This is a genomic window from Arthrobacter pullicola, assembly GCF_014836875.1.
Taxonomy (GTDB): domain Bacteria; phylum Actinomycetota; class Actinomycetes; order Actinomycetales; family Micrococcaceae; genus Arthrobacter_B; species Arthrobacter_B pullicola.
Map to the genome: position 1 here is coordinate 548052 of NZ_JACSQC010000001.1, position 24642 is coordinate 572693.

General features: G+C 65.6%; 27 protein-coding genes. 13 read left to right on the top strand and 14 right to left on the bottom strand.

Going from position 1 to position 24642, the window contains the following annotated elements:
• Nucleotides 1-88: 88 nt before the first annotated feature.
• Entirely contained in the window at nucleotides 89-1114 is a 1026-nt protein-coding gene (locus H9638_RS02660) for a GTP pyrophosphokinase (RefSeq protein WP_191745620.1), read from the top strand.
• Between the two features lie 57 nt (nucleotides 1115-1171).
• On the opposite strand, the gene H9638_RS02665 is transcribed toward H9638_RS02660, so the two are convergent.
• Nucleotides 1172-2974 (bottom strand): NAD(P)/FAD-dependent oxidoreductase, encoded by a 1803-nt coding sequence (locus tag H9638_RS02665; RefSeq protein ID WP_191745621.1) that lies wholly within the window; start codon nucleotides 2972-2974, stop codon nucleotides 1172-1174.
• A gap of 168 nt (nucleotides 2975-3142) precedes the next feature.
• Between H9638_RS02665 and H9638_RS02670 the strand changes: the two genes are divergently transcribed.
• Genes H9638_RS02670 through H9638_RS02680 form a run of 3 tightly spaced genes read left to right on the top strand, consistent with a single transcriptional unit; the run spans nucleotide 3143 to nucleotide 4250 of the window.
• A complete protein-coding gene (locus H9638_RS02670) occupies nucleotides 3143-3442 on the top strand; it encodes a hypothetical protein (RefSeq protein WP_191745622.1) in 300 nt (99 codons plus the stop codon).
• 50 nt (nucleotides 3443-3492) lie between these two features.
• Nucleotides 3493-3708 (top strand): hypervirulence associated TUDOR domain-containing protein, encoded by a 216-nt coding sequence (locus H9638_RS02675; protein ID WP_191745623.1) that lies wholly within the window; start codon nucleotides 3493-3495, stop codon nucleotides 3706-3708.
• 5 nt (nucleotides 3709-3713) lie between these two features.
• Nucleotides 3714-4250, top strand: a complete 537-nt coding sequence (locus H9638_RS02680) for a DUF488 domain-containing protein (protein ID WP_191745624.1) — start codon at nucleotides 3714-3716, stop codon at nucleotides 4248-4250.
• Nucleotides 4251-4305: 55 nt separating this feature from the next.
• Here the strand turns inward: H9638_RS02680 and H9638_RS02685 are convergent, their stop codons facing one another.
• Both H9638_RS02685 and H9638_RS02690 read right to left on the bottom strand, forming a co-directional pair.
• Nucleotides 4306-4764: a GNAT family N-acetyltransferase gene (locus tag H9638_RS02685; protein WP_191745625.1), complete on the bottom strand. Its 459-nt coding sequence runs from the start codon at nucleotides 4762-4764 to the stop codon at nucleotides 4306-4308.
• A 56-nt stretch (nucleotides 4765-4820) separates the two neighbouring features.
• On the bottom strand, nucleotides 4821-5840 hold the full coding sequence (locus H9638_RS02690) for an LLM class flavin-dependent oxidoreductase (protein WP_191745626.1): 1020 nt from the start codon (nucleotides 5838-5840) through the stop codon (nucleotides 4821-4823).
• A gap of 100 nt (nucleotides 5841-5940) precedes the next feature.
• Here H9638_RS02690 and H9638_RS02695 point away from each other — a divergent pair, with 100 nt between their 5' ends.
• Nucleotides 5941-6297: a nuclear transport factor 2 family protein gene (locus tag H9638_RS02695; RefSeq protein ID WP_191745627.1), complete on the top strand. Its 357-nt coding sequence runs from the start codon at nucleotides 5941-5943 to the stop codon at nucleotides 6295-6297.
• 11 nt (nucleotides 6298-6308) lie between these two features.
• Here H9638_RS02695 and H9638_RS02700 read toward each other — a convergent pair whose 3' ends face one another.
• From H9638_RS02700 to H9638_RS02710, 3 genes are all read right to left on the bottom strand, one after another.
• Nucleotides 6309-6905, bottom strand: a complete 597-nt coding sequence (locus H9638_RS02700) for a DUF1349 domain-containing protein (protein ID WP_191745628.1) — start codon at nucleotides 6903-6905, stop codon at nucleotides 6309-6311.
• A gap of 225 nt (nucleotides 6906-7130) precedes the next feature.
• Nucleotides 7131-8222 (bottom strand): type I restriction endonuclease, encoded by a 1092-nt coding sequence (locus H9638_RS02705; RefSeq protein WP_191745629.1) that lies wholly within the window; start codon nucleotides 8220-8222, stop codon nucleotides 7131-7133.
• Nucleotides 8223-8358: 136 nt separating this feature from the next.
• Nucleotides 8359-9225, bottom strand: coding sequence for an IclR family transcriptional regulator (locus H9638_RS02710; protein ID WP_191745630.1), 867 nt, complete (start codon nucleotides 9223-9225; stop codon nucleotides 8359-8361).
• A gap of 141 nt (nucleotides 9226-9366) precedes the next feature.
• Between H9638_RS02710 and H9638_RS02715 the strand changes: the two genes are divergently transcribed.
• The 4 genes from H9638_RS02715 to H9638_RS02730 are packed head-to-tail and all read left to right on the top strand — an operon-like array spanning nucleotide 9367 to nucleotide 13151.
• Nucleotides 9367-10317, top strand: a complete 951-nt coding sequence (locus H9638_RS02715) for an ABC transporter substrate-binding protein (protein WP_191745631.1) — start codon at nucleotides 9367-9369, stop codon at nucleotides 10315-10317.
• A gap of 10 nt (nucleotides 10318-10327) precedes the next feature.
• Complete coding sequence (locus H9638_RS02720) at nucleotides 10328-11533, top strand: cytochrome P450 (protein ID WP_191745632.1); 1206 nt, start codon at nucleotides 10328-10330, stop codon at nucleotides 11531-11533.
• A gap of 31 nt (nucleotides 11534-11564) precedes the next feature.
• On the top strand, nucleotides 11565-11879 hold the full coding sequence (locus tag H9638_RS02725; protein WP_191745633.1) for a 2Fe-2S iron-sulfur cluster-binding protein: 315 nt from the start codon (nucleotides 11565-11567) through the stop codon (nucleotides 11877-11879).
• On the top strand, nucleotides 11880-13151 hold the full coding sequence (locus H9638_RS02730) for an NAD(P)/FAD-dependent oxidoreductase (protein ID WP_225216885.1): 1272 nt from the start codon (nucleotides 11880-11882) through the stop codon (nucleotides 13149-13151).
• Between the two features lie 14 nt (nucleotides 13152-13165).
• Here the strand turns inward: H9638_RS02730 and H9638_RS02735 are convergent, their stop codons facing one another.
• Nucleotides 13166-13861: an HAD family hydrolase gene (locus tag H9638_RS02735; protein WP_225216886.1), complete on the bottom strand. Its 696-nt coding sequence runs from the start codon at nucleotides 13859-13861 to the stop codon at nucleotides 13166-13168.
• Nucleotides 13862-14039: 178 nt separating this feature from the next.
• A complete protein-coding gene (locus H9638_RS02740; protein WP_191745636.1) occupies nucleotides 14040-15113 on the bottom strand; it encodes a YeiH family protein in 1074 nt (357 codons plus the stop codon).
• A 71-nt stretch (nucleotides 15114-15184) separates the two neighbouring features.
• On the opposite strand from H9638_RS02740, the gene H9638_RS02745 reads away from it, so the two are divergent.
• Entirely contained in the window at nucleotides 15185-16105 is a 921-nt protein-coding gene (locus H9638_RS02745; protein ID WP_191745637.1) for a LysR family transcriptional regulator, read from the top strand.
• Between the two features lie 197 nt (nucleotides 16106-16302).
• Here H9638_RS02745 and H9638_RS02750 read toward each other — a convergent pair whose 3' ends face one another.
• Together H9638_RS02750 and H9638_RS02755 are read right to left on the bottom strand one after the other, a co-directional pair.
• Complete coding sequence (locus H9638_RS02750; protein WP_191745638.1) at nucleotides 16303-16977, bottom strand: alpha/beta hydrolase family protein; 675 nt, start codon at nucleotides 16975-16977, stop codon at nucleotides 16303-16305.
• A 33-nt stretch (nucleotides 16978-17010) separates the two neighbouring features.
• Nucleotides 17011-17460, bottom strand: a complete 450-nt coding sequence (locus tag H9638_RS02755) for an Lrp/AsnC family transcriptional regulator (protein ID WP_318241758.1) — start codon at nucleotides 17458-17460, stop codon at nucleotides 17011-17013.
• An 80-nt stretch (nucleotides 17461-17540) separates the two neighbouring features.
• Between H9638_RS02755 and H9638_RS02760 the strand changes: the two genes are divergently transcribed.
• Nucleotides 17541-18299: a LysE family translocator gene (locus H9638_RS02760; protein WP_191745639.1), complete on the top strand. Its 759-nt coding sequence runs from the start codon at nucleotides 17541-17543 to the stop codon at nucleotides 18297-18299.
• Between the two features lie 176 nt (nucleotides 18300-18475).
• On the opposite strand, the gene H9638_RS02765 is transcribed toward H9638_RS02760, so the two are convergent.
• From H9638_RS02765 to H9638_RS02780, 4 genes are all read right to left on the bottom strand, one after another.
• On the bottom strand, nucleotides 18476-19861 hold the full coding sequence (locus H9638_RS02765) for an MFS transporter (protein WP_191745640.1): 1386 nt from the start codon (nucleotides 19859-19861) through the stop codon (nucleotides 18476-18478).
• Nucleotides 19862-19926: 65 nt separating this feature from the next.
• Nucleotides 19927-21165, bottom strand: a complete 1239-nt coding sequence (locus tag H9638_RS02770) for an NAD(P)/FAD-dependent oxidoreductase (protein ID WP_191745641.1) — start codon at nucleotides 21163-21165, stop codon at nucleotides 19927-19929.
• A 3-nt stretch (nucleotides 21166-21168) separates the two neighbouring features.
• The gene (locus H9638_RS02775) at nucleotides 21169-21492 is read right to left on the bottom strand and encodes a 2Fe-2S iron-sulfur cluster-binding protein (protein WP_191745642.1); all 324 of its coding nucleotides are present in this window, start codon (nucleotides 21490-21492) and stop codon (nucleotides 21169-21171) included.
• 25 nt (nucleotides 21493-21517) lie between these two features.
• Nucleotides 21518-22816, bottom strand: coding sequence for a cytochrome P450 (locus H9638_RS02780; RefSeq protein WP_191745643.1), 1299 nt, complete (start codon nucleotides 22814-22816; stop codon nucleotides 21518-21520).
• A gap of 133 nt (nucleotides 22817-22949) precedes the next feature.
• Here H9638_RS02780 and H9638_RS02785 point away from each other — a divergent pair, with 133 nt between their 5' ends.
• Entirely contained in the window at nucleotides 22950-23846 is an 897-nt protein-coding gene (locus H9638_RS02785) for a LysR substrate-binding domain-containing protein (RefSeq protein ID WP_191745644.1), read from the top strand.
• Nucleotides 23847-23986: 140 nt separating this feature from the next.
• Complete coding sequence (locus H9638_RS02790; RefSeq protein WP_191745645.1) at nucleotides 23987-24589, top strand: antibiotic biosynthesis monooxygenase; 603 nt, start codon at nucleotides 23987-23989, stop codon at nucleotides 24587-24589.
• Nucleotides 24590-24642: the final 53 nt, after the last annotated feature.

Genomic DNA, 24642 nt, shown 5'->3' on the forward strand with positions numbered 1-24642 from the left:
GACCGGACGAAGACTTGGGGATGGGCCCGACGTCGTCGCGCTGCCGGATCCCGCCGCTGCCGACGCCGCTGCCAGGCAAGGAGCAAACGTGGAATTACCGTCGGTTCACAGCACCCAGGTGGATCTGTGGGCACGGGCCTTCCGGGCCGACCGCCCGCTGTTCGAGGCCGCCGAGACGGCAATCCATGCGGCCGTTGTTGCCCGGCTGGGCGATGACGGATTGAACTACCACCACATTCAGCACCGGGTGAAGGGCACCGGATCACTCAGCGAGAAGCTGTCCCGGACCCTGCCCGACGGCACGCCGAAATATCCCAGCGGAATGGGGGACATCGACGACGTGATCGGCCTGCGGGTGATTCTCTTCCTGGACTCGGATATTCGCAGTGCCATCAACGCCCTCAGCGGAGCGTTCGACCAATTGGGCCACGTGGACAAGGCCGGCGAGCAGCGTTCCCGCGGCGAGTTCGGCTACTCGGGCCAGCACCTGGTGCTTGCCGTTCCGGAGCGGAATCCGCCGCCTGGCTGCGAAGCGTTCTGCGGCCAGCGGTTCGAGGTGCAGCTGCGCACCATCCTGCAGCATGCCTGGGCCGAGTTTGAGCACGACATCCGCTACAAGGGCGGCGGCGAGGTGCCCCCGGAGGTCAACCGGGCCTTCACCCTGGCCTCTGGCCTGATCGAACTTGCGGACCGTGAGTTCGACACCATCAACGAACTGGTCACGGCGCAGAAGGCCCGCGACGAGCGGGAAGCCGTGCACGCCGTCGCAGCACCCTCGCTCACGCTCACCGCCGATGCGGTCCGCGGCATCCTGGAGCACGAACTGCCGCAGAATCCGCGCAGCCGGGCCGACCAGTACGAGTGGCTGGTGGAAGTGCTGCGCGCCAACGGGGTGGTCTCCGTGCCGCAGGCCTACGCCCTGTTCAAGACCGCCGACTGGGCCATTGTGTCCCGGCGGATCGAGTACCGGTTCCGTCCCGGCCACGTCCGTGCCGCCGACGACGTGCTGCTGCACCGTTTTGGGCAGGACTACGTGGAACGCACCCAGCTGATGGACGACGACGGCACCCGCCGCGCGAAGCTGGAGTACCGGCTGCGGCGGCTGGGCGGGTAGGGGTTGTGGCGGGTGATCCCCGGTTTGCTCCCCGGCGCCGGCCGGGGCGCGGCCAGATCAGCGGCGGTGGTGGACCTCCTGCAGCCCGTAGACCGGGGTGGGCAGACCCTCCATCCTGGCCTTCAGCTGCAGGGCCAGGAAGATGGAATAGTGCCGGCTTTGGTGCAGATTTCCGCCGTGAATCCAGAGGTTGTCCACGTTGGTGGGCTTCCACATGTTCCGCAGTTCCCCTTCCCACGGGCCGGGGTCCTTGGTGGTGTTGGAACCGTACCCCCAGCACTTACCCACCTGGTCCGCGGTTTCGGGGGAGATGAGGTCGGCCAGCCAGTTATTCATCGATCCGTAGCCGGTGGCATAGACGATGATGTCCGCGTCCAGCTCGGTGCCGTCGTGAAGCACCGCGCCGCTGCCGGTGAGCTTGGCGACCTGTCCGTTCTTCAGCTTCACCCGCCCATCGATGATCAGCTGCGAGGCGCCGACGTCGATGTAGTAGCCGGAACCGCGCCTGAGGTACTTCAGGAACAGGCCGGACCCGTCGTCGCCGAAGTCGAGGTCAAAGCCGGCTTGGTGGAGCTGGTCGTAAAAGTCAGCGTCGTGTTCGGCGATCGTCTCGTAGATGGGGATCTGCGCGTCCGGGAGGATCCGGTAGGGCAGCGAGGCGAAGAGCATGTCCGCCTTCTCGGTGGTGGTTCCGGCGGCCATTGCGCGTTCCGAGTAGAGGTCTCCCAGCGCGAACTCCATCAGCGAATCGCTGCGCACGATGTGGGTTGAGGAGCGTTGGAGCATTGTGACGTCGGCGCCGTGCTCCCAAAGATCGGCCGCGATGTCGTGGGCGGAGTTGTTTGACCCGATGATCAGGGCCTTCTTTCCGGACTGGTCGCCGCCGCCCGGGTACTGCGAGGAATGGTACTGCTCGCCCAGGAAGGCTTTAGCGCCGTCGAACTCCGGAATGTTCGGGTACCCGGAAACTCCCAGGGCGAACACCAGCTGCTGCGGGCGCAGTGTTACGTCCTCGCCGCGGCGACGGACCCGCAGTTCCCAGGTGCCGGCGTCGTCGTCGTACTGCGCGCCCAGGCACTCCGTGCCGGACCAGTAATCCAGCTCCATCAGCGCTGTGTAGTGCTCCAGCCAGTCGCCGATCTTGTCCTTGGGTGCGAAGACCGGCCAGTCATCGGGGAACTTGAGGTAGGGGAGGTGGTCGTACCAGACGGGGTCGTGCAGGGCGAGGGACTTGTAGCGCTTGCGCCAGGAATCACCGGCCCGCTCGTTCCGTTCAATCACGATCGTCGGGACGTTCTGCCGGCGCAGCCGGGCAGCCAGGCCGATTCCGCCCTGTCCGCCGCCCACGATCACGCAGTAGGGCTGCTCCTCGTAGCCAAGCCGCTCCTGGTGCTCCTGCTTTTCCTCGAGCCAGGACTTCCGCCCGCGGGTGATGGTGTGTTCCACGCCTTTGGGCCGGGTGGTCCCCTTCTGCTCCTCGTGGCCCTTGAGTTCCTGCATGGTGGTCAGCAGTGTCCAGGCTTTTCCGTTGCGCAGGCGGAGGTGCCCCCAACCCCGGGACAGCGCCGTTTCGAACGTAATCCAGGCTTCGGCAGCGCCCGCAGTGCCGCTGGCCGGTTCAGCCAAGGCCCATCCGGAAGGGGCGGTGTTGTCCAGGACGGCGTCGAGCATGTCCTTGATCTGGGCCCGGCCTTCCAAGGTCTTGAGGTTCCAGGTGAAGGAAACGAAGTCCCGCCACAGCCCGTCCTCCTCAAAGAGGTCCGCTGCGGCGGCGGTGTCCCTGTCTTGCAGGGCGGTGCCGAGTGCGGCGAGCCAGGATTCGACCTCCTGGTCCGGTGCCGTCATTGCAGAATCAGCCATATCCACTCCTTTGTGGGTTCGGTCCTTCGGGGTGCGGTGCGCCGCCATGCCGCTCCCAGTAAACGCGCCGCGGGCCCGCTGCGGTAGGGATGATGGCCCGAATCGGCGGATCGAAGAGGCCGGTACCGCGGGGTTAGGGTGGAAGGAGTCCAACCTGAAGGAGAAACTGTGGCATCCCTGCTGACCCCGCTCATCACGTCCGCCGGTCTGATCGGCGGCTACAAGACCGCCCGCGACACCGGCAACCGGCAGCTTGGCGGAGCAGTGCTGGCCGCTGCGGGTGCGGCGGCGTTCGCCCTGTGGAAGCGCGACGCCGGCACCGGGACCGCCGTCGCCCTCACCTCCACCTATGTTGCCGCCTTCGGCCTGTCCCATCCGCTGGCCAAGAAGCTGGGTGCCTGGCCTGCGGTGTACACGGTCACTGCGGCCACCGCTGCTGCCTCGCTGGTGTTCGGGCGGCGGAAGTAGCGTTGCCGGCGGCTTTCACTGCGGAACTTTCACTGAGGAAAGGGGCAGGTATGCCTGAACACTTCTCTGTGGGGGACCACGTTTCGTGGAACTCCGAAGCCGGCCGGGTCTCGGGCCGGATCATCAGGGTGCACACGTCGGACTTCGACTACAAGGGGCACACCCACCGGGCTTCCCCGGAGGAGCCGCAGTACGAGATCCAGAGCGACAAGACAGACCATGTTGCCGCTCACAAGGGCAGTGCACTCCGCCTCCTCAAGGAGTGAGCGCCGTGGGAAAGCCGCCAATCTTCACCATCGGACATTCCAACCGGCCACTGGATGAGTTTCTGGAGCTCCTTCAGGAGAGCGCTATTGAGCAGGTGGCTGACGTCCGGAAGCTGCCGGGCTCCAAGAAATACCCGCAGTTCAACAACGATGCCCTCGAAGTGTCCCTGGCGGAACACGGCATCAAGCTGATCCGGCTGGAAGCGCTGACCGGCCGCCGTCCGGTCAACAAGGACGTACCGTTCGAGGTGAACGCCTGGTGGGAGAACCGGAGCTTCCACAACTACGCGGACCACGCGCTCTCCGCGGAGTTCCGTGAGGCGCTCGCGGCTCTGCTCGGCACATCAGCGTCGTCCCGGACGGCGCTGATGTGCTCGGAGGCGGTGTGGTGGCGGTGCCACCGGCGGATTATTGCCGATCACCTTCTGGTCCGGGACGCAGAGGTCTGCCATATCCTCGGCAAGGGCCAGGTGAAACCGGCCGAGCTGAGCGCCGGTGCCGTGGTTGACGCAGATCGAGGGCTTACTTATCCGGCCCTCTGAGCCCAAAGCCGTGATTTTTTGGGACGGCATCAGCCTTTGGCACCGGGTCAGGCCGTCAGGCCGGAAGCGCCAGGTGCAGGACCGGGTAGGGGCGGCCGTCGCCGTCGAGTTCGCTGCGGCCCACCTGCACGAACCCGCGGCTCAGATAGAACCCGAGGGCTCCTTCATTTTGTTCGTTGACATCGAGCCGGGTAACTCCGTAGCTGGCGATGGCCTCGGAGAGCAGGGCCGAACCAACACCCTGTCCCCGGGCCGGATCGGAGACAAACAGCATCTCCAACGTCCCTTCCGAAACACCTGCGAAACCCAGCACATGAGACCCGCGCTCAGCAACAATGAGCGTCACCGCCGGGAAATACGCCGAGGCCAGGTTTCCTTCAATCCGTTCAAAGTCGGATTCCGCCAGGAAATCGTGGGTTGCCCTCACCGCGCTGCGCCAGATCTCGACCAGGCGTGGGTACTCGGGCGTCCCGTGGCTAGGACGAATCGTCAGCTGCTGCTCCGTCTCATTCATGGACCCATTTTCTCACTGCAGCTCCCACGGTGCTTCCAGGCCGCTGAGGGCGCCGCTTACCGCCAGCCGGCGTCGGGAGCCACCAGCTTCACGATGTTCTCCAGCAGTGCCGCGTTGTAGTCAACACCCAGCTGGTTGGGCACGGTGACCAGCACGGTGTCGGCTTCGCGGACCGCGGCGTCGGCGGCCAGCTCCTGCGCGATGACATCCGGCTCTCCGACGTAACTGCGGCCAAACCGGGCCAGCCCGCCGTCGAGCCGGCCCACCTGGTCGCGGCTCTCGGCCTGCGCCCGCAGCCCGAAGTAGCGGCGGTCGGCGTCGGAGACCAGCGGAATGATGCTGCGGCTGACGGAAACGCGCGGCGTGCCCGGGTGGCCGGCGTCGGCCCAGGCCTGGCGGTAAACCTGGATCTGCTCTGCCTGCAGCTCGTCGAACGGAACACCGGTGTCCTCGGTCAGCAGGGTGGAGCTCATCAGGTTCATGCCCTGCTCGCCGGTCCATTTCGCCGTCGCCCGTGTCCCGGAGCCCCACCAGATGCGCTCGCTGAGCCCGGGCGACTGAGGTTCGATCGCGAGCAGGCCGCTGGACCCGGTCATCTCCGGGTTGGCCGGCGCGATGCCGTGTCCGGCGATCGCGGCACGGAAGACGGCCGTGTGGCGGCGGGCGAGGTCGGCGTCGGACTCGCCCTCGGCCGGAACATAGCCGAAAGACTCGGCCCCGCGCAGGGCGGGTTCGGGGGATCCCCGGCTGATGCCGAGCTGCAGCCTGCCGCCGCTGATCAGGTCCGTGCCGGCCGCTTCCTCAGCCATATAAAGCGGATTCTCGTAACGCATGTCGATGACGCCGGTGCCGAGTTCAATCCGGCTGGTGCGCGCCGCCATCGCAGCCAGCAGCGGGAACGGAGAGGCCTGCTGCGGGGCGAAGTGGTGGACCCGGACGAAGGCGCCGTCGGCCCCGACGTCCTCCGCGGCGACGGCCAGCTCAATTGCCTGCAGCAGCGCCTCCCGGGCGGTCGGCGTCAGGGAGCCCGGAACATCGCGGTAATGGCCGAAGGAAAGGAAGCCAATTTTCTTCATATCTGCAACAGCGCCCTGGCCGGGACGGATATTCCGCCGCGGCTCCGGCCATGCGGCAACCCCTGTTTCCCGGGCCGCCCCGGGGCTAGACTCGCGGACCATGGCACACGAACTCGTGGCACTTGAAACCGAGGGCTGGCACGCCCTTTCCACCGGACCGGAAGAGGCCACCGCGTTTTATGACCGGGTGCTGGCACGGGAGCCCGTGATTATGCTGACCAACGGGCTGCGGATTACCGACCGGAGCCAGATCATCGCGTCCATGGGCGGTCCGCCGTGGACCAGTTTCGAGATTATCGAACCGCTGGAGACCTATCTGGGGCCCGACGTCGGATTCCTCACCTACAAGGTGCGGGCGGACCGGGACGGCACGCCGTACACCGCGCTGCTCAGCAGCGTCTATGCCAGGGAGGACGGCGAGTGGAAGCTGGCCCTGCACCAGCACACGCCGTACTGAGGTTGAGCCTTCTAGTGCTGCTCCGCGGGCTGGGCATGAAGACTCTCATCGGCAGGACCGAAAGAGGCCCGGGAGAAGGAAACGGTGAGTCCCGCCCGTTCCGGTGCTGCGACGTAGAGGCCGGCCCTGGTGGAACCGGTGATGTCCAGATGCGCCACCCGGATGGTCCGCCAGGGCGCCTTTTCACTGCGTGCTCGAAGGACCACCGAGTTCCCCGTCCAGCTGGCACGGATGGTTACGTTGGTGTGGGCCCATTCCGGCACGGGGCTGAGGGACCAGTCGGAGTATTCACGCGTCACGACGGCACCCACATGAGGTTCACCGTCGGTGATTTCGACGCCCGCCTTGATCCAGTTGGACTCATCGGTGCGGATCATGAGGCCGGCTTGGTCATAAAGACTGTCGTAGGAGGTTTTGAACGTGACTTCCAGGGCGCCGTCTCCAGTGACGGGAGCAAGGAGGGCGTGCCCTGAATCCCGCTGGAAACCGTAGTACGTCTTTTCCCAGTAGTCGCTGCCCTGGACTGCCTCAACCAGGAGATTGCCGCCGTCGGCTTCGCTGCTGACAGGCGGATGCGTCCATGTGGCCTGGTCCAAAAACTCCTGCATAGTCCTGCCCTGTCCCCTCGGTGTGGTTCCTCTAGGTGTTGATCTGTACATCAAAGTATCGATGACAAGGTTCGGCAGCATGAAGAGTCAACCAGCGTGACACTCCCATTTTTATAAACTCGCGCTGCACCAGCACACGCCGTATTGAAATCCGGTCAAAAGGTGCGGGGATTTGAGTCCGCGTAGAAGGTGGACGGCGGAATCCGCGCCGTCCACCTCATCACGTCAGAGGTAGCTGTGGACACTCTTTCGAAGCGCTTCGGCATGGTTGTAGATCTCGTCCAGCGAGTTGATCGGCATCCGGGTTTCCACCTTGTCTTCGTCGAAGATACCCACGTACTTCTGGCTTCGGTTGAAGTGAAGCCGGGCTATGGGCTTCCGGTTATTGTCATCAAGAAGCACAGCGAAGTACGTCTTTGCATCTCGCTGTGTTACCCGGGAAGGGGCTACTTCGCTACAGACAATTGCGCGCACGATTTGGAAACCTTCGAGTTCCTCAAGGGTCGTCTCGATTCCGTCATTGTCCGCTAGATCCTTCTCCACCTCGGGTTCGCTCGTCAGCGCGGCAGCTGACTGTTCTGCATTAGCAGTCTGAAGTGTGTCCGTCCCCAAAGCCGTTTTCAGCCTGCCATTTACCTGGTCGTTGAGGAACTGCTTAGCGGCTTTGATGACTAGGGGAGTGAACTGCTCTCGAACCTTTTGCGTGACCGCTCCCTCATATACGCGAGAGGTGAAGTACTTGATCCAATCGTCATCCGGCTCTTTGAACTGGGCGGCAATGATGCGCTTAATTTGGCCGATGTACTTCAACTCACCCGCCGCGTTGATGACCGAATCGAGGTCGAAGACATCTTTGGACAGCTTCTGCAATTCCGGTATAAGAGTCTCATCGATGTCGTTGAGGTCAAGTACGAGGAAAGGCTTCGCATCCATCCGGTTGGGTGCATCCAGATCAGTGAAGAACTGGTAGTGCTCACCGTTGGTCAGGATGGCGATTCGCGCGTTGGTTACGGCGAAGTAGCGGTAGAGCTGAGAAGCGTGCTCTATCTTGACGGGTTCCTTCGATTTCTTGCACTCGATAAGAATCTGAACTTCACCGTTATGCACAATGGCGTAGTCGACTTTTTCGCCTTTTTTTACGCCAACATCGGCGGTGAACTCGGGGACTACCTCTAAGGGGTTGAACACGTCGTAGCCAAGAATCGTGGATATGAACGGCATAATGAACGCGTTCTTCGTTGCCTCTTCAGTCTCGATTGAGGCCCGCTGTTGCCGTACTTTTGCGGCCAATGCGAGCAGGCGTTCTGCGAAATCCATGGTTCCCCCATTTTTTGAAAGCTTTTTGAAAGTCTATCCCTGCGGTCTGACACTTGCATGTTCATAACCCGGCACCTTCACCAGGGCCCGTACTGAGATACGGCCGCCCTACAGCGGCCCGGAACGGTGAGCCCGATCACAGCGGGTGATCCTTTCGGTGCTGCTCCAGGAACTCCATGGAGTTCCTGGAGGAATGCACCAAAGCGCGGTATTTGCCGCCGCCCGCTGACTCGGGGCCGCCCGGCGGCAGATACGCGGCCTGCAGCGCTGCCGAAATCTGGCGGGCGGCGTCCTTGAGTAGACGGACCGTGGGAAGCGCCGGAGCGGAGTCATTCGGAACCACCACACTGATGGCGGCAACAACTGATTCCTTCAATCCGTAGACCGGAACGGCAATTCCCCGGGCAGCGGGATGAATGAAGCCGCTGCCCACTGCGTGGCCCTGTTCGCGGATCTGGGCGAGCAAACGCCGGAGGTGAGCCGGGCTCTGGACCGTATCTTCGGTGTATTTCACCAGCCCGGAGGTCAGAACCTCGGCCTGGAAACTGCCGGGAGCGTGTGCCAGCAGAACCAGCCCGCTGGAGGAGGCATGAAGCGGCAGCCGGCCGCCGATCAGGGTCACGTTGACGACGGCATTCCGGGTCGACAGCCGTTCCAGGAACAGCACTTCATGGCCCTGCAGGATGCCCAGCTGGGCGTGCTGCCGAACAGAAAAATGGATGTCCTGCAGGTAGGGCATGGCTATTTCCCGCAGACCCAGGGCGCCCGGCGTGCGGCAGGCGATCTCCCACAGGCGCACACCTATGCGGTAGGTCTTATCCCGTTCCCGTTCCAGCAGGCCAAACTGCTCAAGTTCCGCCACCACCCGGTGGGTCGTTGCCAGCGGCAGGCCGCTCCGCTGCGACAACTGGGACACGGTGAGAAAGGCCGAGTCCACGTCGAAGGTACCCAGAATCTGCATAATCCGGCTGAGCGCGGACCTCCCGGCAGAAGCGTTGGCCATATTTTCCTTTCAACGGAAACGAGCTGGAGCCTGAATTGTGACACATCCCATACTCAGTGCAACGGAGTCGGGCCGGTGAAGATCCGATTCCAGCCAGAGCTTTGCATCCGGCGCAATGAGGCGCCCTTTGGGAGGAAAACCATGGATCGACGCAGAAATCACCGGCGTTACTTCGCACTCACGGCTGTGGCTGGCGCCGCTCTGGGGCTGGCTGCCTGCGGTTCCTCGGGGCAGGCTGCGGCCGGGGAAGCCGTGCAGGTGGGCTACTTCCCCCTGGTGCATACCTCCACCGCCGTCAATGCCGAGGAAAACGGCCTGTTCGAAGCTGAGGGCCTGGACGTGGAGCTGGTTCAGACGCAGGGCGGGGCCGCTGCGATTCCCACTCTGATCTCGGGCGACATCGATGTGGCCTATGCCAACTACACCTCGGCGCTGCTGGCGGTGAAGCAGGGGCTGCCGGTGCGCTTCATTTCCGGGAACGACGTCGGTGCCGCTGACCACGGTATCTTCGTCGCGGAGGATTCAGGCATCGAAACGGTGGAGGATCTGGCCGGCAAGACGTTCGCGGTGAACAATCTCCAGAACATCGGTTCAGTTGCGGTCTATGCGCTGCTTGAGGACGCCGGCCTGGATCCTTCGGCCGTGGACCTGATCGAGATGCCGTACCCGGATATGCAGGCCGCTTTGGAACGCGGGGCGGTGGACGCCATCTGGCAGGTTGAGCCGTTCCAGGCCAGTGCGGCCGCCGCGGGGTTCGTCAAACTCTCCGACCTGTTCACCGGTCCGGTCGACGGAATGCCGGTGGCCGGATGGATCACAACGGAGACGTTCCTGCAGGAAAATCCCGAGGCAGTCGAAGCGTTCCGCAAGGCCATCGCGGCCTCAGGGGAGGAACTCCAGGACAACCGTGCGCGGCTGGTCGAGCTGGTCCCAACGTTTACCAAGGTTCCCGCGGAGGTCGTGGAGCAAATCGAAATGCCCAGGTTCGAGGGCAGGCTCGACGGCGGCCAGCTGCAGAAAACGGCAGACCTGATGCACAAATACAACATCATCGACGCCGCATTGGACACCCGTCCACTGCTCGCCGAGTAGGAGGAAAGCCATGACCACCACGACTGAATTCGAGATCCCCGTTCTTGACCTGGACCCGTTCGCCGATGACTTTCTGGCCGATCCGTACGAGGCCCACGTCCAGCTGCGCGAATCCGGACCCGTGACCTGGCTGAACCGTTATCAGGTCTGGGCCGTTGCCCGCCACGACGAGGTCTCCCAGGTCTTCGCGGACCATGAAACGTTTATTTCCTCCGCCGGCGTCGGCATCACGGATTTCCGCAAAGACAAACCGTGGCGGGCACCAAGCCTGCTGCTGGAGGCCGATCCGCCGGAGCACACCCGGGCGCGGCATGTTGTCACCAGCATTCTCAACCCCAAATTCCTGCGCGAGCTCAAGGCCGGTTTCCAGGAACGGGCGGAGCACGTGGCGGAACGGGTTGCGGCACTCGGCGACATTGACGGAGTCAAGGACCTGGCCGAGGCGTACCCGCTTGAAGTTTTCCCGGACTTTGTGGGGCTCCCCAAGGAGGGCCGGGAGAATCTGCTGCCCTACGGCTCCATGGTCTTTAATACCTTCGGACCCCGCAACGGGCATTTCGAAAAAGCCATGGAAAAGGGCTCGCAGGCAGCCGGCTGGGTGATGGAACAGTGCCAACCCGGTGCGCTCCAGGGGGACGGGCTGGGGAACCGGATCCACGCCGCCGCTGCAGAGGCCGGCTACGCCGCCGAGGACTCCGCCAGGCTGCTGCGCTCCTTCCTTTCAGCCGGCGTGGACACCACCGTTCACGGGATCGGCAACGCCCTGCTCTGCCTTGCCCAACATCCGGAGCAGTACCGGCTGCTGCACCATGACCCGTCGCTGGCCCGCGCCGCATTCGAAGAGACGATCCGGTACGAATCACCGGTCCAAACCTTCTTCCGTACGACGTCCCGCGAGACTGAACTTTCCGGCACCAGAATTCCCGAAGGCGCCAAAATCCTGATGTTTATTGCCGCTGCTAACCGGGATCCCCGCCGATGGGAGAACCCGGAAGACTTTGACATCACCCGCAAAACCATGGGCCACGTTGGCTTCGGGTTCGGCATCCACGCCTGCCTGGGCCAGATGCTCGCCCGGCTGGAGGGTGAATGCATCCTCTCCGCACTGGCCCGGCGCGTGCAGAAGATCGAGATCATCGGAGCGCCCGTGCAGCAACTCAACAACACATTGCGCGGACTGGATTCACTGCCGCTTCGCCTCACCCCGTCCGCCTGAACCGCGTCCGTCCAAACCACCGGAGCCCACCATGCCAAAAGTAACCTTTGTCCAGCCTGACGGCACTGAAATGATTGTCGACGCCGGAGCCGGCACCAGCGTTATGCGCACGGCGGTTTCCTCCGGAGTTCCCGGAATTGTTGCCGAATGCGGCGGCAGCGCGATGTGCGCCACCTGCCACGTCTACGTTGATCCCGGTGACCGGGCGGCGCTGCCGGAAATGCTCGCTGTGGAGGACGAGATGCTGGACTGCGCGGCAGCCGAGCGGGAAGAAGGCAGCCGCCTCTCCTGCCAGCTCCCCGTAGCCACGGATATCCGGGTCCGCATTCCGGAAACGCAGGTTTAGATGATGGGAACAGCCAACTCCGCTGGTGCCACTCTGATTGTCGGAAACTGCCAGGCCGGTGTGCAGCTGGCCAGCACGCTGCGGGAACTGGGCGACACCGCCCCGATCATCCTGGTCGGCGAGGAGCCGCATCTGCCCTACCAGCGGCCGGCTCTTTCCAAGGCCTTCCTCAAGGGGGAAGCAACCGCGGCATCCCTGACGTTCCGGACCCCGGAGTGGTTTGTCCGGGAGGACATTGAGCTGGTGACCGGGGAGCAGATCGCGGATATCTCCCGGGACGCCGACGGCGGCACCGCCGTCGGCACCAGCGGCAGAGTGTTCCCCTTCGCGCGGCTGGCGCTGACCACGGGAGCAGTGCCGCGGAAGCTGGCCCTTCCCGGGGCCGACCTGGCGGGCGTCTGCTACCTGCGCGATGCCGACCAGGCAGCATCCCTGCACCGCTCGCTGGGCAGCGCCCGCAGCGTCGCGGTCATCGGCGGCGGGTTCATCGGACTGGAGGTTGCCACCGCTGCCCGGGCGGCCGGCAAACAGGTGACCATCATCGAGGCAGCACCGCGCCTGGTGGGACGGGCCGTGGGCGAAACGATCAGCGATTTCTACCTCCAGGCACACCGCCGCCGCGGAACCACGGTCCTCCTGAACGCCGGTATCGTCCGCATCGCCGGCAAAAACGGCCGCGTCACCGGGGTGGAACTGGCCGGCGGCACCACGGTGCCGGCCGACGTCGTCGTCATCGGGGTCGGCGTGCTGCCGCGCACTGAACTGGCCGAACGTCTTGGGCTGGAAGTCAGCAACGGCGTTGTGGTGGATTCGCGCGCAGTGGCCTCAGACGGCGTTACGGTTGCCGCCGGGGACTGCGCGAATATGCCCAATCCGTTCACAGCGGATTACGGCAATGGGAACCTGCGGCTGGAGAGCGTCCAGAACGCCGTCGAACAGGCCAAAACGGCAGCCCGGTCCCTGCTGGGGCTGGAAGCGGACTACCGGACGGTGCCGTGGTTCTGGTCGGACCAGGGGGACCTGATGCTGCAGATCGCCGGCCTCTCCGCCGGACACGACAGCACCGTCCTGCGGGGCGATCCAGAGAGCGAAAAGTTCGCTGTCCTCTATTACCGGGAAGGACGGATCATTGCCGCTGACTGTGTCAACACCCCGCGGGACTTCATGGCAGTGCGCAATGCCCTGACCCGCGGACTGGACATCCCGCCGGAGGCCGCCGCGGACCTGGGCAGAACGCTCAAGGAATCGGCGGTTCCCCGGGTGCCCGCCTGAGGCTGCCGGTCCGGTTAGACCTGCAGGGAAGCCCGCTCCGCCACCAGCGCCTCAAGATCCGCCACCGTCCGGCCGGCGAGGGTTTCCCAGCGGGTGATGCCGGGCTGTTCGGGTACGTCGACGGCGTTCGGCACGGCAACGGTCACGGCGCCGGAGGCCTTTGCCGAGGCTACGCCGGGGCGCGAATCCTCCACGGCTACCACTCGGTCCAGGTCCACGGAGGTGCCCAGTTCCTCGCCCATCAGCTTGGCCGCCAGCAGGTAGGGCTCCGGATCCGGTTTACCCAGGGTCACCATCTCTCCGGTGACCAGGAACCGGAAGGTTCCCTCCGGAAGCTGATCGGCGATGACCTGTGCCAGGGTGCTCTCGCTCATGGTCACCATTGCGTTGGGCACGCCCGCCGCATTGAGTTCCGCCAGGATTTCCCGTGCTCCGGGGCGCCAGGGGATCTCTTCCTGCACTTTGCGGACCACGCTCGCGAGCATCGTGTCGAGGATTTCCCGTGCGCCGAGATCGGCTCCCGCTTCCTGGAGTTTCCTGGCCGAGTCCGGCAGGGCGTTGCCCACCAGCTCCATTGCCTGCTCATCGGTCCAGGTGACGCCGAACCGGGCCATCAGCTCCTTCTCAGCGGCGAACCAGTACGGTTCGGTGTCCACAAGCGTGCCGTCCATGTCCCAGAAAACTGCCTGCAGTGCGGGAGCGGGTGTCAATGGTCCTCCTGGTAGAGCCGCCGCAGGGGGTCTGCGGTCCCTTTGATCGTGGCAGCGGGGATGCATGTCCGTCAAAATCCGAGACGCGCGTGCCAGGTGAATGCGTTCCTGCGTAACCCGGCGCTCAGCCGGGCGGACATCAAGCGGCGCCGCGGCCCGCCCTAAAGCGGCCGGATGCTCACAGCGGCGGGAAGAGCAGGGTTCCGGCCAGTGCGACGCCGAGGATCAGCACGGTGGCGCCCAGCCCCAGCAGGACCGGCCGGCCGCCGACCCGGATCAGTCCCTTGATATCAAGGCCGAGTCCCAGTGCGAACATGGCCGCCGCCAGCAGGATCGTCTGCAGAATCTGCCCCGCAGCCAGAAGCGGGTCCGGGACAATTCCCGAACTGCGCAGCAGCACCGCTGCCAGGAAGCCGACGATAAACAGCGGAACAATGGGCGGCCGCTTTCCATCGGCCACGGCTCCGGTTTTGCGCATGTACAGCGAGATGCCGGCGACCATCGGAGCCAGGGTCAGCACGCGGGCGAGCTTTACCGTGACGGCCACCGCCAGGGCGCCGCCGCCGACCGCGCTGCCGGCGGCCACCACCTGGGCCACCTCATGCGTTGAAGCGCCGATCCACATGCCGGTTGACTCCGCGTCCAGCCCCAGCAGGCTTCCCAGGAACGGCACTGCCGGGATCATCAGGGTGCCGAACAGGACCACCAGGCCAATCGCCGTCGCGGTTTCTTCCTCCTTGGCGTCCGTTGCGTTCTCCGTTGCGGCAACAGCAGCGGCGCCGCAGATGGAGACGCCGGAAGCGATGAGGAGGCGTTGTGTCAGGCTGATCCCCATCAAGCGCCCGGCGATAAGGGTGACACCGAAGGTGATGCCGACGGACGCGGCGACAACCAGGAGGACTCCGGGCCCGAGTCCGAGGATGGAGGAGAGGGAAAGCTGCAGCCCGAGCAGGACGATGCCGGCGCGCAGCAGCTTCTTGGAGGAAAAGGCGACGCCGGGGGAAAGCCGGCGGGGGACCCGGACGAGGTTCCGCCAGAGTGCTCCGACCAGGATAGCGATCAGGAGCGGGCTGATCCCGGGGATCAGCTGCGCGATAAACCAGGCTGCCCCCGCCCCGGCCACGGTCACGGAGAGTCCGGGCAGATAAGAAGCCCACCGACTCGCAGCGGTGGTGGTGCGGGAGGCAGAAGTGCTGCTGGACAGGCTGGCGTCATGCTCTGGAGCAGGCGCCTGATGTTGCGTGATTTCCATGTTTAGAACCTCTCAGCCATACTCACCGGCCGGTAGGCATAACTTCGGCACCGCAGGCATATGATGCTGATATGCCTATGCAGCGACCGCCCGTTGAAAACTGGCTGCAGCTTCCTGCGCTGCGGCTCCTGGTGGGAATCGGCGAACACGGCAGTCTCAGCGCTGCTGCCCGGAATGCCGGCATGGCCCAGTCGAATGCGACCCGCTCGCTCAAGACCCTCGAACGACGGCTGGGCTATCCCCTGGTCACCCGCTCCACACGCGGGTCCACCCTGACCCGGGAAGGTGCCCTGACTGCGGAGTGGGCCCGGGAGGTGCTCGACGCCGTGGAGCGGCTCGAGGCCGGCGCTGCGGCGCTGGCGGATGCCGGTCAGGTGAAACTCGCCGTGGGGGCCAGCATGACGATTGCTGAGCATCTGCTGCCCGGATGGATCGGAGAATTCCGTGCCCGGATGCCCTCGGTCGAGACGAAGCTGAGGGTTTTGAACTCAGCCCAGGTGCTGGATGCTGTCCTTGCGGAGGAGGTCACTCTGGGATTCGTGGAGACCCCCGAAATTCCGGCGCAGCTGCAGTCCGTGACGGTCTGGACCGACCGGATGGCGGTGGTGTGCGGCACCGGGCATCCCTGGGCCTCACGGACCCGGCCGCTGGGCCTTGACGAGCTGGCCGGCACCGGTTTGCTTGAACGGGAAGAAGGGTCTGGGACCCGGGCTTTCCTGAATCAGCTGGTCGGTTCCCACCGTGCTGACCCATTGATGGAACTCAACAGCAACGCTGCGATCTGCCAGGGTGTTGTCACGGGCCTTGGTCCCGCAGTGCTCAGCGTTCTCGCAGTCGAGGGGGCGGTGAGAAGCGGGAGGCTGGTGGAAGTGCCGGTGCAGAGGCAGCCGCTGGAGCGGCAGTTCAAAGCCGTGTGGAGTCCGGCCAACAGTTCCTCGGAAGCCCTGCGGGAGTTTCTGGACATCGCGGTCGGTGGCAGACCCCGGGGGTAACAACGGATCGTAAACTGCGCCGGACAGCGGCCGCCGCGCGACCGGGGTTCCCACTCTATGACTGCTAGTGGGGCAGATGGGGTCACATCAGCCACACAGACAACGAAGAGTGGGAACCTTGGTCGGCCGCTGCGCCCGCTAGCCAGTTTCCGGCACCCCACCCCCGGCAGGCAGAGTCCAGCGAGCAGGATCCAGCCCTACCCCGCATCCGGATGCGCCCGCATAAACTCCAGCACCGGAGTTGCCAGCGACGCCCCGATATCCGACTGGGAACGCTTCTGCCCGCGCACCTCGAACATGTGGTTGGCGCCCTCGATCCGCTCCACCACGGCTTTCGGGCCGATCCGCTCAGCGATGGGCTCCAGCTCCCCGGGCAGGGCAAACGGGTCCCGGGTGCCCTGCAGGAACAGCATGGGCAGGGCCAGCCCGTAGAGGTGTTCGTCCCGCAGCTTCTCCGGCTTGCCGGGTGGGTGCAGCGGATAGCCCAGATACACCAGCCCGGACGCGTGCATGCCCTCGGCAACGGCCATCGACGCCATCCGCCCGCCGAAGGACTTTCCCGCCGCCCACACCGGCACCCCGCCGGCGTTATCCTCCGCGGCGAACATCACCGCACGCCAGGCAGCGATCGCCGCAGGGGCGCGGTCGGGGAACTTCTTCCCGGCCTCCCGGTAGGGGAAGTTGAAGCGCCAGGTGGCCACGCCGCCGTCGTTCAGCGCGTCGGTAAACCCGGTGAGGAACGGATGCTCCATTCCCGCCCCGGCACCGTGGGCGACCACCATGGACGCCCACGCGTCATCGGGCCGTGCAAACACGGCGGTGACAGTCCCGTCGCCGACGTTGACGGTAAGTTCCTGCTGCTGCACTGGCATGGGTTCCAATCTACGCGCGGAAGGGCCAGCGGGTCACAGGGGGAGGGCTCCCTCTTCCTTAACCGTCTTCATCACGATGGTGCTGGTCAGTTTTTCGACACCGGGAAGGCCAACCAGCACCTCGTCGTAGAACTGTTGGTAGGCCTGCAGATCTGCAGCGATGACCTTGAGCAGGAAATCCGGTTCGCCGAAGAGCCGGTCCGCTTTGACGATCTGCTCGATCCGGCCCACCTCGTCCTCGAAGGTGAGCATCTGCTGCCGGTCACGCAGGGTGACGAACACCAGGGCCTGGAAGGTGAGCCCGACGGCGGCCGGATCCACGACGGCGCGGTACCCGGTGAGCACGCCGCTGCGCTCCAGCTCCTTGATTCGGCGGTGGCACGGCGCCACGGTAAGGCCTACCTCGCTGGCCAGGGCGGTGGCAGTCATTCGCCCATCGATTTGCAGCAGGCGCAATATTTCCCGATCAATAGCGTCAATCACGCAAGAATCATACTGCCGAACAGCCCTGGCAGGCATTAACCGGTAAGCACTTATCGCCGTCGGATCCCTAGGGTTAAGGAATGGATTTATCGCTGCTCGCGGGCTTCGCGGCCGTCTCTATCACCTTGGCCATGACTCCCGGTGCTGACTGGGCGTACAGCATCTCCGCCGGCCTGCGCGGCAACCGGATTGCCCCGGCCGTAGCCGGACTGTCCGCCGGTTACCTGTTCCACACGGCGCTGATCGTCGCCGGACTCGCCGCGCTGATTGCCGCCACTCCGCAGCTGCTGGTGGGCATCACTCTCCTGGGCGCTGCGTACCTCTTGTGGCTCGGTATCTCGACGATGCGCACCTGGCGTTCGGCCGGCTTCACAGCGGATACGACGACGGCGGCTCCCGCAGCAGCGGCTGCCGTTCCCGGGACGACGGCGGCGGGTGGGCGTGCCGTGACCGCCGCTGGCCTGGGAGGGGGGCCGGGCACGGCGGGGAGCATTGCCGTGGCTGCGCCGGTGCCGGCGGGTCCTGCCGCACGCACGGACTTCCTGAAAGGACTCGGTACCAGTGCCACAAACCCCAAGGCGCTGCTGCTCTACCTGGCACTGATCCCGCAGTTCGTTGATGCCGGCGCCGTCCTGGCAGTCCCTTTGCAGTCGCTGATCCTCGGCCTGTCCCACTTCGCGGTGTCCGTGGTTATTTACACCTGCGTGGCGCTCGCTGCCCGGCGGCTGCTGCGCTCCCGGCCCGCCGGAGCCCGCGCCGTCACCCTGGCCAGCGGCATCATCATGGTCTGCCTGTCCCTGGTGCTGCTCGCCGAGCAGGGCGCTGCGCTGTTCGGCTAGCAGCACCAGGAGGGCCAGCTCTGGCTATTCCGGTCTCGGTGTGGCTCCGCTTTGGGGCAATGCTGCCAGTTTGGGACTTTCCTGCCGTGGCGCCACGGCAGGAAAGTCCCAAAGCCTACGATTTGTCCCAAACGGAGCGGCTCGGCCGCGCTCGGCAGCACCAGGAGGGCCGCAGGCTAGCTGTTGACCTTCTCGAAGGCCGGAGCCCGCCGCTTGTCGAAAACGGTGGCACCGACTTCCTGCTCGGCCTGGTTGTTGATGGACAGGTCGATTCCCGGCCGGTCCCGCAGCACCAGGACGGCGGCAATGGACACAACGGTCATACCCAGCAGGTACAGGGACACCGACGCACTGGTGCCGGTGGAGTTGATCAGGGCCTGCGCGATGGTCGGCGCAAACGCCCCGCCCAGGATCGCTCCGAGCGCGTAGGAGATCGAGACCCCGGAGAACCGGACGGACGCCGGGAAGATCTCGCTGTACCAGGCGGCCTGCGGACCGTAGCTCATGCCCAGGCCGATGGCGAAGAGCCCCAGCGCCAGGTAGAGCATCGGCAGCGACCCGGTGTCGATCAGCCAGAACAGCGGGAAGACCATCAGCGCCTGGACGCCGAAACCGATCAGGTAGGTCCGCTTCCGGCCAATGGTGTCCGCAACGAAGCCGGAGAGCAGCGTGAAAATAAACCACATCGCGGCGGCGAAGGTGATCGCCAACAGGACGTCCGTGCGGTCCAGGCCCACCTTCTCGCCGGTGGCGTAGCTGGGGATGAATCCGCCGGTCGCCATGTAGCCGGCGGCGTTGTTGCCTGCGAAGACCAGGGCGGCCAGGATCACCAGAAGCCAGTGCTTGCGGAACAGCTCGGCGACGGGCACCTTGGTCTGCTGCTTCTTTTCGGCAATTTCCGTGAAGATCGGGGATTCCTCCACCGCCCGGCGCACCAGGTAGCCCACCGCGATCAGCACAATGCTGAGCAGGAACGGCACCCGCCAGCCCCACTCGATGAATGCGTCGCCCGGAGAAATCCAGCCGGTCATCAGGGCTGTCACACCGGAGGCGAGCAGCATGCCCAGGGGAACGCCGAGCTGGGGGAAGGACCCGGCCCGTCCGCGGCGGCTGGGCGGAGCATGCTCCACCGCCATCAGGACGGCACCGCCCCACTCGCCGCCGGCGGAAATGCCCTGCAGGATCCGCAGCAGCAGCAGCACCACCGGTGCCAGCAGCCCCGCCGTTTCGTAAGTGGGCAGGACACCGATCAGGGTAGTGGAGATGCCCATCAGGATGAGCGTCAGGACCAGCATCGGACGCCGGCCGATCTTGTCGCCGAAGTGCCCGGCCAGGAAAGCACCCAGCGGACGGAACAGGAAGCTGATGCCCACGGACGCAAAGGCGAGCAGCAGGCCGATCGACTCGCCGGCCGGTGCGAAGAACACCTGGGCGAAAACCAGGCCCGCGGCCGTGGCATAGATAAAGAAGTCGTACCACTCGATGGTGGTGCCGACGATCGTGGCGAAGGCAACGCGGCGCTGCGTCCTCCGGGAACCGGCGTCGGACCGTGGTGTGCTCATAGGGTCTCCAGATGGTGAAGTGATGCGGAACTGCGGACGGTGGAACGGAAAAGCGGGCAGAACGTCTACACGAGACTGGGCGCGGCCTGCCGGGCATAGGCCTTGAGGCTGAAGCCGGGTGCTGCCGCTTCCTCGGGGGAGGGGCCGCGGCCGGCGGCCAGGAGCTTGCGGGCACCCAGATGATCCCCGGGCGAATTGACGGACTCGACGGCGGCGAGCCGCCCGTCCCGGAAACACAGGATGGAGAATTTGCCGGCTGCCGGGTCCCCGTTGAGGACGGTGGTGTCCCCGGGGGTCGAAAGGCCGGCGATCTGCAGCCGCAGGCTTCCCTGTGTGCTCCAAAACCAGGGCAGTTCGGTGTAGGCCGCCGGCGCCCCGAGGATGGTCTGGGCGGCGTGCCGTCCCTGGTCCGTCGCATTCTGCACGGACTCCAGCCGGTTTCGGGCGCCGGCATGGACGGAGGGGAAACTGGCGCAGTCTCCCACGGCGAGGATGGCCGGGTCGGAGGTCCGCAGGGCCTCGTCCACCACGATGCCGTTGGCGGTTTCCAACCCAGCCGCGGCAGCCAGCGAATCATTGGGGACGACCCCGATGCCGGCGACCACCAGGTCCGCCGGATAGCGGGCACCGGTGGTGGAAACGGCTGTCATCACCCGGCCGTCAGGTCCGGCCTCAAAATGGGCGATGCCTTCGCCCAGCTGCAGCCGAACCCCCAGTTCCGCGTGGGCGGCGGTGAACCAGTCGCTCATCGCCGGGCTCAGTGCCCGTCCCATTGGACGGGCGGCGAATTCCAGGACGGTGACGCTGCAGCCCCGGGCCCGGGCCGCGGCCGCGAATTCCAGGCCGATGAAGCCTGCTCCCACCACCACAACGTCACGGGTTGCCGGCAGTGCGGCGTGCAGCGCTTCGGCGTCGCCCAGGGTCTTAAGCCCGTGCACCCCGGGCAGCTCCGCGCCGTCGCAGCCCAGGACGCGGTTGGCTGCGCCGGTGGCGAAGACCAGGTGCTCATAGGGCAGGACGCTGCCATCGCTGAGGGCTACGGTCCTGGCCGCCCGGTCCACCGAAACGGCGCTGATGCCGTCGAGCAGCGCGATGTCCTTCTCAGGGAAGAACGAGGCGGCCCGCAGCGGCAGCGGTGCCGGATCCGCACCGGCTGCCAGATAGTCCTTGGACAGCGGGGGACGCTGGTAGGGCAGACCCGGCTCGTCCGCCACAATCGTGACGGTGCCGGTGTAACCGCCGCCGCGCAGGCTGTCGGCAACCTGCAGTCCGGCCTGCCCTCCGCCAATAATGACGACCGGCATGCGCTACACCTGGTCCGAGGGGACGTCGACGACGATGCCGTCCAGCTCGGTGCAGGCCTTGACCTGGCAGCCGAGCCGGGAGCGGTCGGTACGCTCGGCGGTGGTGCAGTCGAGCATCTCTTCCTCGTCGTCACTGATTGCCGGCAGGGCACCGGCGAATTCCGGGCGGACGTAGATGTGGCAGGTGGCGCACATGGCCTGCCCGCCGCACTCGCCAACAATCCCGTCAACGCCGTTGGTCACGGCAGCCCGCATCAGGGACGTGCCGGGCTCGACGGTGACGATGGCGGGTGCACCCGAAGGCTGGATAAAGGTAATGGTGTTCATGGTTCTCCTAGCAAAAAACGGGGTTTCAGCCCCAGAGGACGGGCATCTTGACCAGGCCGCGGAAGACCCAGCCGGCATCTATGGAGGCGTTCTCCGGGTCCAGCCGGAGGCCGGGGAGACGGTCGAAGAGAGCGGGCATGGCCACCTGCGCCACCTGTGCCCGGGCTACCCAGGTGCCGGCACAGAAATGTGCGCCGCCGCCGAAACCCAGGTGCGGCTTCTTCGGCCGGTCGATGTTGAAGGTCTCGGGGTCCTCAAAGACCAGCGGGTCGCGGTTGGCGGCGCCGAGGACGACGCCCACCCGTGCTCCCTGGGGCAGCCGGACACCGTCCAGGACGGTATCCCGGGTGACCTCCCGCGGGTACATGCCGATCGGCGCCACCCAGCGGACGGATTCCTCGAAGGCCGTGGCGTAGCGTTTCGGATCCCCGTTGATTGAGGCCAGCTGGCGGGGATTATTGAGCAGGGCCCAGACGGTGGTGGCGAGCACATCGCGCGGTTCGTTCAGGCCGCCGCCGATGGTCATCTTCAGGTTGGCGCGGATCGCTTCCAGGGGGATCGGCAGGGATGCCAGCCCGGAGAGCAGCGAGTGGTCCGGGTGGTCCTTGAGGTAGGGCAGCATCTCATCGATGGCAGTGTCCACCTCGGCGGAGGACTGCGCGCTTTTGGCCCAGACCCCGGCGTCGTCGGCGTAGTTGCCGGTGCCGTCGATCATGGTCTGGCTCCAGCGCTGCATGTCCACCTGCGTGGCGTTGTGGAAGCCGCAGATCAGCCGCAGGTTCTCCGCTGCGTACGGTGCCGCGTAGTCCCAGACGAAGTCGGCACCCGGCCCCTTCCGCTCCAGTTCGCCGAGGTACTTCTCATTGTTGGCCTCGAAGACCGCATTCCAGTGATTCTTGATGGTCCCGGGCCGCAGCGTGCTGCCGTAGGAGTCGCGGTCCCGCTTGTGCTCCGGATCGTCCTTGCGCAGCATCGAGTGGCCCATGGCACGCTTCATCAGCGAGCCCGTCTCATTGGCGGAGAAGGTCTCTGCATCCTGCTCGATCGTGTGGCAGGCCGCGTAGCTGGTCACCATGTAGCGGTTGACGGCGGGGACCCAGTGCACCGGCGCTTCTTCACGCATGCGGCGGTAGATCGGGAACGGGTCCCGGTACAGGTCCGGGATAGTGACCCAGTCGGCCACCGGGGCGTCCCGGGGTGGTGGGTTGTCCGCTGCCGGAACGGGGAGCGGGGGAGCGGGCAGGGGATCTACAGCGGTTCCGGCTTTATTGCCTGCTCCGGTGAAGGGGCAGCCGGCGGTTTCCGTTGTTCCCGGGAAGGTCATCTTTGGTCTCCTGGTGGAAGGGTCCACGTCAACACATCTGAGTCGACTCGTCTGAGACCAAGTGTGGTGTGGATCATATCCCCGGTAAAGTACAAGAAAGAGTCCACCATCCACGGTTTTAGCGAGGTTATGCATGGCCCGGTATACACTGCGGCAGCTGGAGGCCTTCGTGGCTGTGGCCGAACAGGGCAGCATTGCTGCGGCGGCCGGGTCCCTGCACGTCTCCCAGTCCGCGGTATCCGGTGCGGTCAACAACCTGGAACGGGTTTTTGACGCCCAGCTGACGATCCGCCGCAAGGCCCACGGTGTCACGCTCACGGCTGCCGGCCAGTACGTGCTGACCCGCGCCAAGTCACTGCTGGTGGAGGCCACGGACCTGGAGCTGCATGCCGGTGACGCCGGCGCGGAACTCCGTGGCTCCCTGACCCTCGGCTGCTACCTGACGCTGGCCCCCACGGTCCTTGCCCGGCTGATTGACCACTACGGACGGCGCCATCCCCTGGTGCAGCTCGATTTCTTCGACGGCCCGCAGACCGAGGTGCAGCGCCGGCTTTCCAGCGGCCGGCTCGACGTCGCCATTGCCTACGATCTCTCCCTCCCGGCCGGTCTGAACCGGCAGAAGCTCTACGATGCGGAGCCGTCGATCGTGCTCTCCGCGGACCATCCGCTGGCTGACCGCGAGGACCTCGCCCTGGCTGACGTTGCCGCGGAACCGATGATCCTGCTGGATGTGAATCCCAGCCGCGAAAACACCATGACCATGTTCGACGCCGCAGGCCTGCAGCCGAATATCCGGTTCCGGACTACCGATTACGAGGTGACTCGTTCGCTGGTGGGGCGGGGCATGGGCTTCGCCATCCTGGTTCAGCAGCCGGCCGGCGGCCAATCCTACGAGGGCCGGTCCCTGGTGGTGCGGCCGATCCGCCCGGCGGTCCGTCCGGTCCCGGTATCGATCGTCTGGCCGGACGCCGTCCGTCCGTCGCAAAGCGTCAGCGCCATGCTGGACCTTGCCGCCGAGCTCTACGGCTAGCGGTCCGGCCCAGGGTCCGGCCGGGGGTCCGGCCGGGCGTCCGCCCCGGGAGCGGCCCGAGGAGCGCCCCCGAAGCCCCCCTTGTGGGCCGCTGACCTGCAGATTCGGAACACCGGCCCGGGATCCGGATACTGGAAGGCATGACATCAACGCACACTGACACCCTTCCGGCCAGGGGGCCGGAGGCGGTGACGGTCTCCATCACCCGGCGGGTCGATCCCCACCGTGTGTCCGAGGCCACGCACTGGGTCCAGGAGGGCGTCAACCTCGCCAATACCTGGCCCGGCTTCCTCGGCTCGGGATGGGTCCGCGCCTCCGCCACCTCCGACGAATGGCACATGCTGTACCGCTTCGCTGATGAGTCCTCATTGGATGCCTGGGAGCACTCCCAGCACCGCCAGGACTGGCTGGCACAGGGGCGGGACCTGGTTGAAGACCGCACCGTCATCCGCCGCACCGGCATTGAGGGCTGGTTCGACGCGCCGTCGGCCACCACCGACCTCGAGGCGCCTTTCAAGCCGCCGCGCTGGAAGCAGGCGATAGCCATCTGGCTCGGCTTCTTCCCGGTCAATCTGGTCTTTACCTGGCTGGTTGGCCTGGCCGTTCCGGGCTGGGATGACATCCTGATGCCGCTGCGCGTGCTCATCACCACGGCCATCCTCACCCCGATCATGGCGTACTGGGTACTGCCCTGGGTTACCGGGCTCCTGCAGCCCTGGCTGCAGCGCCGGCGGACCAGCTAAACCCCTCTTCAACAAGGACGACCACGGCGGGGGGGGGGGGGGGGGGGGGGGGG